13 protein-coding genes are annotated in these 12,180 nt (G+C 36.3%); 12 read left to right on the forward strand and 1 reads right to left on the reverse strand.

Annotation, left to right across the window (positions count from 1 at the left end; translation table 11 throughout):
* Together thrC and thrB are read left to right on the forward strand one after the other, a co-directional pair.
* Positions 1 to 1,059: a threonine synthase gene (gene thrC, locus EsVE80_RS04680; RefSeq protein ID WP_173102671.1), complete on the forward strand. Its 1,059-nt coding sequence runs from the start codon at positions 1 to 3 to the stop codon at positions 1,057 to 1,059.
* Positions 1,056 to 1,919, forward strand: coding sequence for a homoserine kinase (gene thrB / locus EsVE80_RS04685; RefSeq protein ID WP_173102672.1), 864 nt, complete (start codon positions 1,056 to 1,058; stop codon positions 1,917 to 1,919). The genes thrC and thrB overlap by 4 nt, the downstream gene beginning before the upstream one ends.
* Positions 1,920 to 2,103: 184 nt before the next feature.
* On the opposite strand, the gene EsVE80_RS04690 is transcribed toward thrB, so the two are convergent.
* Positions 2,104 to 2,952, reverse strand: coding sequence for a pyruvate, water dikinase regulatory protein (locus EsVE80_RS04690; RefSeq protein WP_173102673.1), 849 nt, complete (start codon positions 2,950 to 2,952; stop codon positions 2,104 to 2,106).
* Between the two features lie 143 nt (positions 2,953 to 3,095).
* Here EsVE80_RS04690 and EsVE80_RS04695 point away from each other — a divergent pair, with 143 nt between their 5' ends.
* The 10 genes from EsVE80_RS04695 to EsVE80_RS04740 all read left to right on the forward strand — a co-directional run bounded on the left by EsVE80_RS04695 (position 3,096) and on the right by EsVE80_RS04740 (position 12,133).
* On the forward strand, positions 3,096 to 3,515 hold the full coding sequence (locus EsVE80_RS04695; protein ID WP_173104122.1) for a Fur family transcriptional regulator: 420 nt from the start codon (positions 3,096 to 3,098) through the stop codon (positions 3,513 to 3,515).
* Positions 3,516 to 3,690: 175 nt separating this feature from the next.
* On the forward strand, positions 3,691 to 3,867 hold the full coding sequence (gene rpsU, locus EsVE80_RS04700; protein ID WP_002356740.1) for a 30S ribosomal protein S21: 177 nt from the start codon (positions 3,691 to 3,693) through the stop codon (positions 3,865 to 3,867).
* Between the two features lie 26 nt (positions 3,868 to 3,893).
* Positions 3,894 to 4,340 (forward strand): GatB/YqeY domain-containing protein, encoded by a 447-nt coding sequence (locus EsVE80_RS04705; RefSeq protein WP_173102674.1) that lies wholly within the window; start codon positions 3,894 to 3,896, stop codon positions 4,338 to 4,340.
* Positions 4,341 to 4,443: 103 nt separating this feature from the next.
* Complete coding sequence (locus EsVE80_RS04710; RefSeq protein WP_408639867.1) at positions 4,444 to 5,436, forward strand: PhoH family protein; 993 nt, start codon at positions 4,444 to 4,446, stop codon at positions 5,434 to 5,436.
* Between the two features lie 30 nt (positions 5,437 to 5,466).
* Positions 5,467 to 7,665: an HD family phosphohydrolase gene (locus tag EsVE80_RS04715; protein ID WP_173102676.1), complete on the forward strand. Its 2,199-nt coding sequence runs from the start codon at positions 5,467 to 5,469 to the stop codon at positions 7,663 to 7,665.
* Entirely contained in the window at positions 7,665 to 8,141 is a 477-nt protein-coding gene (ybeY, locus tag EsVE80_RS04720) for an rRNA maturation RNase YbeY (RefSeq protein WP_173102677.1), read from the forward strand. Before EsVE80_RS04715 ends, ybeY begins: the two co-directional genes overlap by 1 nt.
* Positions 8,125 to 8,517 carry a diacylglycerol kinase family protein gene (locus EsVE80_RS04725; protein ID WP_173104123.1) on the forward strand — a complete coding sequence of 131 codons (393 nt, stop codon included), beginning with the start codon at positions 8,125 to 8,127 and terminating at the stop codon, positions 8,515 to 8,517. Before ybeY ends, EsVE80_RS04725 begins: the two co-directional genes overlap by 17 nt.
* Before the next feature lie 17 nt (positions 8,518 to 8,534).
* Complete coding sequence (gene era, locus EsVE80_RS04730) at positions 8,535 to 9,434, forward strand: GTPase Era (RefSeq protein ID WP_173102678.1); 900 nt, start codon at positions 8,535 to 8,537, stop codon at positions 9,432 to 9,434.
* An 11-nt stretch (positions 9,435 to 9,445) separates the two neighbouring features.
* Entirely contained in the window at positions 9,446 to 10,216 is a 771-nt protein-coding gene (gene recO / locus EsVE80_RS04735; RefSeq protein WP_173102679.1) for a DNA repair protein RecO, read from the forward strand.
* Positions 10,217 to 10,471: 255 nt separating this feature from the next.
* Positions 10,472 to 12,133, forward strand: a complete 1,662-nt coding sequence (locus EsVE80_RS04740; RefSeq protein ID WP_173102680.1) for a formate--tetrahydrofolate ligase — start codon at positions 10,472 to 10,474, stop codon at positions 12,131 to 12,133.
* The last annotated feature ends 47 nt before the right edge of the window (positions 12,134 to 12,180 follow it).

Raw genomic sequence — 12,180 nt, forward strand, 5'->3', positions numbered from 1 at the left:
ATGTACGAAGGCTTATTAAAAACTTTTAAAGAGTATTTACCTATAACAGAAAAAACACCGATGATTTCACTAGCAGAGGGCAACACGCCTTTGATTCCGTTACACAATTTATCAAAAGAATTAGGGATCAACTTATACGGGAAGTATGAAGGTTTAAATCCGACGGGCTCGTTTAAAGATCGTGGAATGGTAATGGCAGTGGCAAAAGCGGTTGAAGATGGTGCAAAAGCAATTATTTGTGCTTCAACTGGTAATACAAGCGCAGCAGCGGCAGCTTATGCAACGCGAGCTGGAATTAAAGCGTACGTTGTTATCCCCGATGGCAAAATTGCAATGGGAAAATTAGCGCAAGCCATTATTTATGGTGCAGATATTATTTCGATTCCAGGTAATTTTGATGAGGCTCTAAAAGCCGTGCGCGAGATTGCTGAGACAGAAGCTGTGGCATTAGTTAATTCCGTTAACCCTTATCGCCTAGAAGGCCAAAAAACTGCCGCCTTTGAAATTTGCCAACAATTGGAAAAAGCACCAGATGTTTTAGCAATTCCAGTTGGAAATGCTGGTAATATTTCAGCTTACTGGAAAGGATTTAAAGAATGGCATGAAGCAAAAGGGACAACATTGCCACGTATGCATGGATTTGAAGCAGAAGGTGCTGCTGCCATTGTCAAAGGTGCTGTGATTGAACAACCTGAAACTATTGCAACGGCAATTCGAATTGGTAATCCTGCTAGTTGGAGATTAGCAGAAAATGCGCGCGACGAGTCTAAAGGGTATATCGATTCTGTGACAGATACAGAAATTTTAAATGCCTATAAAAAAGTTGCTGCCCAAGATGGTGTCTTTGTTGAACCAGGATCAGCCGCATCTTTAGCTGGTGTTATTCAACATGTTAAAGCCGGAAAAATAAAATCAGGAGAAACTGTTGTTTGTGTTTTTACGGGCAATGGATTGAAAGATCCCGATACAGCAATTAATGAAACAACTGTTGATATTCACAAAATGAGTGATTTAGAAGCTATGCGCAGTCATTTACGTCAAGGGGTGGCAAAATTATGAGAATCCGCGTACCGGCTACCAGTGCAAATATAGGTCCCGGTTTTGATTCATGTGGTGTAGCTGTTAGCTGCTACTTATATGTAGAGGTTTTAAATTCATCTACTAGATGGCAGGTAGATCATAGTTATGGCCTATCTGTTCCAAGTGATCAGGATAATTTAATTGTACAAACAGCTTTAAAGATAGCGCCGAAGCTTTTACCCCAACATATTAAAGTAACTTCTGATATTCCTTTGACTCGTGGTTTAGGAAGTAGCTCTTCTGCCATCGTAGCTGGAATAGAATTAGCCAATCGTTTAGGGCAATTGAATTTAAGCGAGAGTGCTAAAGTAAAATTGGCTACGCAGATAGAAGGGCATCCCGATAATGTTGCACCGGCAATTTGTGGTGATTTCGTTGTAGCAAGTTATCAAGGCGAAAAAGTAGACTATGTAAAACATTATTTTCCTGACTGCGAACTGATTGCTTTTATTCCTAGTAAGGAATTGGCAACAAGCAAAAGCCGAGATGTGTTACCGCACGAATTAACTTACCAACAAGCGGTGGCTGCTAGTAGTGTTGCAAATGTGATGGTTGCTGCATTAGTGAAAGGCGATCTTGTGACAGCAGGGCAATTGATGGAACAAGATCAATTCCATGAAAAATTTCGTGGTCCATTGGTTCCGCATTTGGCAAAAATTCGACAAATTAGTCATGAACAAGGCGGTTATGGGTGTTATTTAAGTGGTGCAGGGCCAACTGTTATTATTTTAGCCCCAGAACATAAAACGGATAAAATTGTTCCTTTACTAAGGGAATTAGATAATAAAGCAGCGGTAGAAATTTTTCATATTGATCGTGAAGGTGTTCAGGTTTTTTAAAAGACTTGTAAGACTTTTAAAAGCGAATAAAAAAAGCGCGCCAATTTTGGCGGGCTTTTTTTGTTAGTAAAACCAAATTACTTTTTTACTGTAAAAGCAAAAAAGTAATTTTAAACAAACAGTTTCCAGAAAAGAAGAAGTATTCAAAGAAAGAACAATGAATATCCACTTTACTATTTTTTTACTATTCTTCTTCCATCGTGTAATAACTGTGATCTTCTAATTCTAAGGCATTCATTATCATGGAAGCTGTTTCTTCAATGGATAAGGAAGCTACGTTGATAACGACACAACCTAATTTTTCGTATAAGTCATTTGCAAATTCTAATTCAGCGCGAATTTTATCAATGTCAGAATAAGCTGTATCAGGATTTAAGCCATAAGCAATCATTCGTTCTTTACGAATACCGTTTAAAACATTTGGGTCGTTGGTTAAACCAACGATTTTTTTCTTATCTACTTCCCAGAGTTGCTTGGGAATATGGGCTTGTGGTACTAGAGGTAGATTGGCAACCTTCAAATTCTTGTTAGCCAAAAACAAGCTTAATGGTGTTTTTGAAGTTCGAGAAACACCCAATAATACGACATCTGCTTCTAAAAAGCCACGAGGATCTTTACCGTCATCATATTTGACTGCAAACTCCATTGCTTCAATCCGTTTAAAATAGTTTTTATTTAAATGGTGCAACGCGCCTGGTTCACGAGTCGGTGCAACACCAGTTCTTTTTTCAATTTCTAAAACAGAGGCTGATAAGACATCAAAGCCAAATAGGTTGCTCTCTTGACAAAAATCACGAATTAATTGAACTAAATCTTCATTAATCATAGTGTATAAAATCAAAGCGTTAAGTTTTTTTGCTTCTTTTAGTGCTTTTAGTAAAGTCTTTTTGTCACTCATAAAAGTTTTACGAAATAGATTAAATTCAACAGTGGGATACTGGGCCATTGTGGCTTGTGCCAGTTTCGTAGCAGTTTCTCCGGCAGAATCGGAAATAACAAAAATTGTTAAGATTTCTTCAGCAGCTTTATTCATTTTTTTCCCTCACTTGTGTTTTATTGTAGTTTATTATACCATAACCAAGTGAAACTAATTCGTAATCATTATGATTTAAGTAGTAAGACAGACAAGCTGTTTTTCAGTAGATTTGTTAGGAGGTTTTTCTTTTGGCAAAAGAAATGACAAAAATTGATCAAGCGATGACAACTTTAAAGGAGCATGGCTTTAAAAAAACCAATAAACGTGAAAAGCTATTAACTTTTTTAGTTAAGAAAAATCGTTATGTAGCTGCAAAAGAAGTCCAGGAATATATGGAGACAGAATTTGGGAGTATTAGTTTTGATACGATTTATCGTAATCTTCATGATTTTTCTGAAATTGGTTTGTTAGAAGAAACCGATTTAAATGGTGAAATGAAGTTTCGCTTCCATTGTTGCCAAGATAAGAATCATCACCACCATCACTTTATTTGCACGGTTTGTGGGAAAACGCAAGAATTGGATCTTTGTCCCATGGATTTTTTTAAAGAACAACTGCCAGGTTGTACTATTGAAGGTCATCGGTTTGAGATATTAGGACGCTGTGCAGAATGTCAATAGTTATTTTTTCGTTCCTTTCATAAATTTTCAAACGAAAAAGATTTTTTTCTTTGCACCATACTCTTGACACTATTTTATTACTTAGCTATAATTTTTTAAGGACAGTGTTGTTTTTTGAAAATGTTTCGATTAACAAAAACGGTTACTTTTTAAGCTCGGAGGGAGGGAATTTACAATGTCAAAAACAGTGGTTCGTAAAAATGAATCTCTTGACGACGCTCTTCGTCGCTTCAAACGTTCCGTTTCAAAAGCTGGGACTCTTCAAGAATCTCGTAAACGGGAATTTTATGAAAAACCAAGTGTGAAACGTAAGAAAAAATCTGAAGCTGCTAGAAAACGTAAAAAATTCTAGTTGGTAACAAGATTGGAGCTGGTAGTGTGTCACTACTAAGTACTTTGAACGATGATATGAAGACAGCGATGAAAGCTAAGGATAAAGAGTCTTTGCAGGTGATTCGCATGTTGAAGGCATCGTTGCAAAACGAACAAATCAAAAAAGGTGCAGAATTAACTGACGATGAAGAGTTGACCGTTTTATCACGGGAAATGAAACAACGTCGTGATTCTTTAACTGAATTTGAAAAAGCAGGACGAGACGACTTGGCAACACAAGTGAAAGCTGAAATTAAAGTCGTCGAAAAGTATTTGCCCGCACAACTTTCTGAAGAAGAAATTCGTCAGATTGTGGCAGATGCAATCAGTAAAACCGGTGCGACTTTACCAAGTGAGTTTGGCAAAGTGATGGGGGCTGTAATGCCTTTAGTCAAAGGAAAAGCTGATGGCAATCAGGTAAATGCAATCGTCAAAGAATTATTGAATAAATAGTTATTTAATCGCAGACATTTGTCTGCGATTTTTTTTCTTTTAAGTTTTGAATGTGGTATGATAAAGCAGAAAACGTACCCGCTTAAATGGGATGAAAAGGGAAATGACAAGGAGATGTAACTTTTTGACAGAAGATAAAAAAGTCTTGGAATTAAAACTCAGTGCCAAAGATGATATTAGTATGCTACTTGGCGCTCATGATAAGCACTTAAAATTGATTGAAGAAAATACTCACGTTCTTATTAGTAGTCGTGGGGAAACAATTATGATTGAAGGTGAAGCCGCCTTTGTGGCAATAGCGCAACAAGTAATTACAGCTTTACAAGAACTAATTAATCGTGGTGTACATATCAGCACGCCGGATGTCGCGCAAGCACTAAAAGCTATTCCGTTGCAAGGTGTGAGTGCTTTTTTAGCCCTTTATGAAGAAGAAATTTTAAAAGATCGTAATGGTAAAGCGATTCGAGTAAAAAATCGGGGACAAAAAAAATATTTGGAAGCAGTGAAAAAAAATGATGTTGTTTTTGGTATTGGACCTGCCGGAACCGGTAAAACGTTCTTGGCCGTTGTTTTAGCCATTGCTGCTTTAAAAAAGGGACAAGTGCAAAAAATTATTTTAACTCGTCCTGCAGTTGAAGCAGGTGAAAATTTAGGTTTTTTACCTGGAGATTTAAAAGAAAAAGTTGACCCATACTTACGTCCGGTTTATGATGCACTGTATCAAATTTTTGGAGTCGAGCACACAAACCGTTTAATGGATCGAGGGATTATTGAAATTGCTCCTTTAGCGTATATGCGTGGTCGGACCTTGGAAGATGCATTTGTCATTTTAGACGAAGCGCAAAATACTACGATTATGCAAATGAAGATGTTTTTGACGCGGCTGGGTTACAATTCAAAAATGATTGTGAATGGAGATACGAGCCAAATCGACTTGCCCAAGGGTGTAGTTAGCGGGTTAGTACATGCTGAAAGAACGCTTAGCAATATTTCGCAAATTGCTTTTGTTAATTTCGAAGCCAGCGATGTTGTGCGTCATCCAGTAGTAGCAAAAATTATTGAAGCATATGATCAAGCCAGCTTAAAAAAAGATTAAGGGTGCTGTAAAAAAATAGGGGGAAATAATTTGATTATTGAGCCGTTAAAAAAAATACGAGAACGTTTGGGACGTTTTTATGTCCCGCTGATACTTATTGTGTTTTTTATCAGTTGTTTTGGCCTTTTGTTCACTAGCGTAAAACAAAAAAGCGTTGACTATCATGAAGGTCAAGTTGCAAGTGAGAGCATCAGAGCAAATAAAACAGTGGAAAATAAGACAGCAACAGACCAAAAACGGCAGCTTGCAGCTGAGGCAGTAGTACCAGAATACACCTATCAAGAAGATATTGCTGAAACTCAACACAGCCGAGTTGAAACTATTTTTAATCTGATTACACAAGTTAAAAAATCAGTTGATGATGACCACGAAAAACGTCAAAAAGAAGCCAAAGATAAAGAAATTCCGGCTGTTACAACGGATGATTATATTGCTGCTTTAAAGAAATCATTTGAAAAAGTAAATGATGAAGATGTTCAATTTTATCAAGAGATACCAACCTCTTTTTACGAAACAGCATTTACACTAAACAGTGCTGCGTTAAATACAGTAAGAGATAATAGTTTGAATATTTTAGCTGAACAAATGAAAAATCAAGTACGAGAATCTAATTTAAGTGATTTTAAAAATAGTGCTGAAAATGAGGTTGATGCATTAGCAATTTCCAGTATTGCAAAAGATGCAATGAAAGAATTGCTGAAAACTGCAATTGTTGTTAATGATTTTCCCAATGAAAAGAAGACAGAAGAATTAAAAGAACAAGCTAGAGCAAGTGTGGCGCCAGTAATGATTATCCAAGGGGAAGTTATTGTCAGAGAAGGTTCTCAAATTGATGCTAGTGCTATCCAAAAATTACAGCTTTTGGGTTTAACGAGTCAAAATACTTCTTTTTTCCCAATCGTAGCAATGGTAGCGGGAATAATTGTTCAAATTTTAGTATTACTTTACTTCTCACGTCAGTATGAAGATAAAAATAAGCGACAAGAATTTTTAACTTTTTATACTTTGGCCATGGTTACAAGTATTGCGATGATGAAATTTTTCCAACTCTTTCAAACGGAATTATTACCCTATATTCCACTCTTTTTCCCAGCGGCATTCGTACCATTGGTGTTGAATATTTTTGTCAATCGCCGAGCAGGGATTATAGCAGCAATGTTCCAAGTGGTTGCAGCTGTTTTTTGTTATTATGATGCACTGGGAACTAATCTATTGACGATTGTACTGTTAACTTATTTATTTTCTGGCTTAATGGGCACAATTGTTAGAAGAGAAAGAATTTCAAAACAAGGTTTTTCTGCGGTAATGTGGTTAATTGTCTTCCCGTTCCTGCTTAATATTGTTTTGGTAGTGTTCCAAGGCTTAACGGTAACAGACGCCAGAACGTGGACAACAATTATTTGTGGTTTAGCAGGAACCTTGTTGTCTTTCTTATTAACAATGGGTTTACATCAATACATTGAACTACTAGTAACTGATAATAGCGTCATTGTTTTAAATGAATTAAGTAATCCCAACCATCCCCTTTTGAAGAAATTATTGGAAGAAGCGCCGGGGACTTATCACCATAGTATGATGGTAGCCAATTTGTCTGCCAATGCGGTTGCTCTTATTGGTGGACACTCTCTTTTAACACGAGTTGCGTGTTATTATCATGATATTGGTAAATTAAAACATGCTAATTTCTTTGTAGAAAATTTACCGGCAGGTGCTGAAAATCCACATAATTTTTTATTACCAGAAGACAGTAAGCAAATTATTTTTGGTCATGTTACCGATGGTGCTAAAGTGTTAGAAGAATACAAAATGCCAAAAATGGTCATCGACATTTGTTACCAGCATCATGGGACAACGTTAATGAAGTATTTTTACGCAAAGGCGAAAGAACGCAATCCAGAAGTGACAGAAACTGAATTTCGTTATCCTGGTCCCAAACCGCAGACAAAAGAGGCTGGTGTGGTGAATATTGCTGATAGTTGTGAAGCAGCAGTGCGTGCGATGGATCATCCAACGAATGAAAAAATACGCCAATTTGTCCATAATCTAATTGTTGATCGTATTTTAGACGGCCAATTAGACGATAGTGGTCTGACGTTAAAAGAAATTCACATTATTGAAGATTCTTTAGTCAACGGTTTGTGTAGTACCTTCCACTCACGGATTAAATATCCGAAAATGAAGTCAGAAGCAGAGAAGATGAAAGAAGAACAAGAAAGAAGCGATAAATAATGGATATTACGTTTATGGATGAAACCAATTCCCTAACACCTGAGAAAATGAAAGAAGTTGACGATTTGCTGCAATTTGCAGCAGATTATTTGCACCTACCAAAAGATACAGAAATGTCTGTGACGTTTATGGACAATGATGCAATTCAAGTTATTAATCGTGATTATCGAGGCAAAGACCGCCCAACAGATGTTATTAGCTTCGCGCTAGAAGAAGAAGGCGAAGGTGAGATCCCCGTTGTCTTTGCTGATGGTGAGAATCCTTTGCCAAGAGAATTGGGTGACTTAATGATTTCTTTAGATAAAACCAAAGAACAAGCACAAGAATATGGACATAGTTTTGAACGAGAGTTAGGTTTTTTAGCTCTGCATGGTTTTTTGCATATTAATGGTTATGATCATATGACTAAAGAAGATGAAAAAGAGATGTTTGGACTACAAAAGGAAATTTTGGATGCTTATGGACTTAAAAGATAAGAATACAAAGAAGAATAAGTATTTTATTACTTCAGTGGAATTTGCTTTTACGGGCATTCAAACGGTTTTTAAAGAAGAACGTAATATGCGTAAACATGTCTTTTTTGGTATCTTGGCTATCATAGCAGGAGGGATTTTTCAGTTAAGTCGCTTTGAATGGTTATGGTTGTTACTAGCGGTCTTTTTAGTTTGGATTGTGGAAATTATCAATACAGTTTTTGAAAATGTCGTAGATATGTTTACGGATTTTCATTTTCATCCAATTGGTAAGAAAATTAAAGATATGGCAGCGGGTGCTGTTTTATTAACATCCTTTTTTGCGGTAATTATTGGAATGATTTTATTTTTACCAAGAATTTGGCAATTATTGTTTTAAAAGAAATGAGGAAAATTATGTCAGAACATAAATCAGGTTTTGTCGCGATTGTGGGGCGTCCAAACGTTGGCAAATCAACATTGTTAAATCGCATTGTCGGGCAGAAGATTGCTATTATGAGCGATAAAGCACAAACGACGCGAAATAAAATCCAAGGGGTTTATACAACTCCTGATGCCCAAATAATTTTTATTGATACACCTGGTATTCATAAACCAAAGCATCGATTAGGTGACTTTATGGTTGAAACAGCTTATAGTGCTTTAAAAGAAGTGGATGCTGTTTTATTTATGATTAGTGCAGATGAAAAACGTGGTCGTGGTGACGATTTTATCATGGAACGTTTGAAAACTAATGAAACACCGGTTTTTCTAGTGATTAATAAAATAGATAAAGTGCATCCGGATGATTTATTGGGAATTATTGAGGATTATACTAGCCAAATGGAATTTGCTGAAGTAGTTCCTATCTCTGCTACAGAAGGCAATAATTTTGAAACTTTAATGACGACCTTGATTGCCCAAATGCCAGCTGGTCCACAATATTTTCCTGATGATCAAATCACCGATCACCCAGAATATTTTATTGTCTCTGAGTTAGTAAGGGAAAAAGTGTTATTACTAACTCGAGATGAAGTTCCGCATTCTGTTGCTGTTGTTGTTGATAGTATGAAGCGTAACGAAAATGATAAAGTTCATATTCAGGCCACGATTATTGTAGAGCGTAACAGCCAAAAAGGTATTATTATCGGCAAGGGTGGTAAAATGTTAAAAGATATTGGTACGAAAGCTCGCCGCGATATTGAACAGTTATTAGGAGATAAGGTCTTTTTGGAACTTTGGGTTAAAGTTCAAAAAGATTGGCGTGATAAACAAACTTACCTGCAAGATTACGGTTACCGGCCGGATGATTATTAAGAGGTCTTTTCATGCAATTAGCTGAAAGTCGCGGCTTAATTTTATTTTCTCGAGATTATAAGGAAAAAGACAAATTGGTAAAGATTTTTACTGAATCAGCTGGAAAGCAGATGTTTTATGTTAAAGGTGTGCATAAGAAAAATAATCCCCTAACTTCTGTTTTACAAAATTTTACTGAGGCAACTTTTATTATGAACTTAAAGTCAGATGGACTTTCTTTTTTAAATGGTGCCAAAGAGATTAAGCCTTTGACTGTAATTCAACAGGATATTTTTTTGGCTGGTTATAGTACCTACTTGTTGAACTTAGCGGATGCAGCTATTGAGGATAGGGTATATGATCCACATCTTTATCAATTTTTATCGCTGTGTTTAAATTTAATCAATGAGGGTTATGATGCAGAAATAATTACGAATATTTTTGAAGTTCAAATCTTACAGCGTTTTGGTGTGGCACCGATTTTTGATCACTGTGTAATTTGTGGTCAAACGACTGGACGTTTTGATTATTCTTCAAAATATGGAGGCGTATTATGCACAGAGCATTTTAGTAACGATGATCATCGTTATCATGCCGATCCTGCTGCAATGCATTTTATCCGTTTATTTCATGGGATAGATTTAAGTAAAGTTAAGACGATTAATATTAATTCGCAAGTAAAAAAAGAAATTCGCCGTGTAATCGATCAACTGTATGAGGAATATGTGGGGATTCATCTGAAGAGTAAAAGGTTTATCGATGATATGCATAATTGGCAAAACCTAATGAAACCTGAAGCTTGAACCGACATTTGTAAATTTCAGAAATATCCAAATATTAGCGTGCTTGTTATTACTTGGTATCTACTAATTTAGTTTTTTAGTAATCTGGTAACCTGCTCGATAGTATTTGGTTTTTTGTATTGCTTGGTTTTACGAACAATAATTGTTTTTGTTGAAAAAATTAATCGTATTTCAAAGACATTTTAGCGTAAATCAAGTAGTATGAAGATACTAAATTTTAATTTTACACAACAGCTGAATAAAGGAGCGAAAGAGTTGACGTTATCAGATATTGAAATTGCACAACAAGTAGAAATGAAAAATATTGTGGAAATTGCGGAAAAGTTAGGGATTTCTGCAACAGATTTAGAATTATATGGAAATTATAAAGCCAAAATAAAACCAATTGATAAAAAAAGTCTAAAAGGAAAATTGATTTTGGTAACAGCAATTAGTCCAACGCCCGCTGGTGAGGGAAAAACTACGACTGCTGTGGGTTTAGCAGATGCTTTAGGTCATATAGGCAAAAAGGCCGCAATTGCATTAAGAGAACCTTCCTTAGGTCCTGTCTTTGGGATTAAAGGTGGAGCTGCTGGTGGAGGCTATGCTCAAGTTGTCCCAATGGAAGATATTAATTTGCACTTTACGGGTGATTTTCATGCCATTGGAGCTGCGAATAATTTATTAGCTGCCATGTTAGATAATCATATTCATCAAGGAAATGCACTTGGAATTGATAGCCGCCAGATTACTTGGAAACGGGCGGTAGATATGAATGATCGTCAGTTGCGTCATATTGTAGACGGATTGCAAGGACGTTTAAATGGGGTTCCTAGAGAAGATGGTTTTGAAATTACTGTTGCATCTGAAATTATGGCCATTTTATGTTTGGCAGCGGATTTAACCGATTTAAAAAAACGCTTGGAAAAAATTATTGTCGCTTATAATTTTGCAGGTAAACCAGTTACTTGTGGCGACTTAAAAGCAGCAGGTGCGATGACTGCTTTATTAAAAGATGCAATGAAACCTAATCTTGTTCAAACATTAGAACAGACACCTGCTTTTATTCATGGCGGTCCTTTTGCCAATATTGCTCATGGCTGTAATAGCGTGCAAGCAACAAAAATGGCGTTGCAATATGCAGATTATGCAGTGACAGAAGCTGGTTTTGGTGCAGATTTGGGTGCCGAAAAATTTATGGATATTAAATGTCGATTAGCAAAACTAAAACCTAATGCTGCTGTATTAGTCGCAACTATTCGTGCATTGAAAATGCATGGTGGTGTACCTAAAAAAGATTTAGCAACAGAAAATGTGCCAGCTGTTGTAGCAGGTCTACCAAACTTGGAACGGCATTTACACAATTTAAAAGATAATTTTGGTTTACCTGTTGTTGTTTGTATCAATCAATTTCCTGATGATACAGCAGCGGAATTAGCGGCTGTAAAAAAAGCTTGTGAAGAACGTGGCGTTGATGTGGTTCTTTCCAATGTTTGGAGCACAGGTGGTGCTGGAGGCATTGAATTAGCCAAGAAAGTAGTAGAATTGACAGAAACCCAAAGTGATGTGCGATTTGCTTATGATACTAATCTTTCTTTAGTGGAAAAAATAGAAATGATTGCTAAAAGAATCTACGGTGCAAAAGGTGTAGAATTTATGCCACAAGCAAAACGCGAACTAGCCAAATTAACAGAACTCGGATTTTCAGATTATCCAATTTGTATGGCAAAAACACAGTATTCCTTTAGCGACAATCCTAATTTATTAGGAGCACCAAGTGATTTTATCATTACTATTCGTTCCGTTAAAGTTTCTGCGGGTGCGGGCTTTATTGTTGCGTTAACAGGAAATATTATGACTATGCCGGGGTTGCCAAAGCATCCTGCTGCTGAAAAAATCGACGTTGATGAATTTGGGAATATTACCGGCTTATTTTAATTTTTTTGATTGACAAACCTGATGTTAAACCGCTATGATAAAAAAAG

Source organism: Enterococcus saigonensis (genome assembly GCF_011397115.1).
In the GTDB taxonomy this organism is placed as follows: Bacteria; Bacillota; Bacilli; order Lactobacillales; family Enterococcaceae; genus Enterococcus_C; species Enterococcus_C saigonensis.

What these genes read in the sequence shown, in the direction of transcription:
- EsVE80_RS04710 (WP_408639867.1), top strand. Translation starts at nt 4,444, where the DNA reads ATGACAAGGAGATGTAACTTTTTGACAGAAGATAAAAAAGTCTTGGAA.
- thrB (WP_173102672.1), top strand. Translation starts at nt 1,056, where the DNA reads ATGAGAATCCGCGTACCGGCTACCAGTGCAAATATAGGTCCCGGTTTT.
- recO (WP_173102679.1), top strand. Translation starts at nt 9,446, where the DNA reads ATGCAATTAGCTGAAAGTCGCGGCTTAATTTTATTTTCTCGAGATTAT.
- ybeY (WP_173102677.1), top strand. Translation starts at nt 7,665, where the DNA reads ATGGATATTACGTTTATGGATGAAACCAATTCCCTAACACCTGAGAAA.
- EsVE80_RS04695 (WP_173104122.1), top strand. Translation starts at nt 3,096, where the DNA reads ATGACAAAAATTGATCAAGCGATGACAACTTTAAAGGAGCATGGCTTT.
- thrC (WP_173102671.1), top strand. Translation starts at nt 1, where the DNA reads ATGTACGAAGGCTTATTAAAAACTTTTAAAGAGTATTTACCTATAACA.
- era (WP_173102678.1), top strand. Translation starts at nt 8,535, where the DNA reads ATGTCAGAACATAAATCAGGTTTTGTCGCGATTGTGGGGCGTCCAAAC.
- EsVE80_RS04725 (WP_173104123.1), top strand. Translation starts at nt 8,125, where the DNA reads ATGGACTTAAAAGATAAGAATACAAAGAAGAATAAGTATTTTATTACT.
- EsVE80_RS04690 (WP_173102673.1), bottom strand. Translation starts at nt 2,952, where the DNA reads ATGAATAAAGCTGCTGAAGAAATCTTAACAATTTTTGTTATTTCCGAT.
- rpsU (WP_002356740.1), top strand. Translation starts at nt 3,691, where the DNA reads ATGTCAAAAACAGTGGTTCGTAAAAATGAATCTCTTGACGACGCTCTT.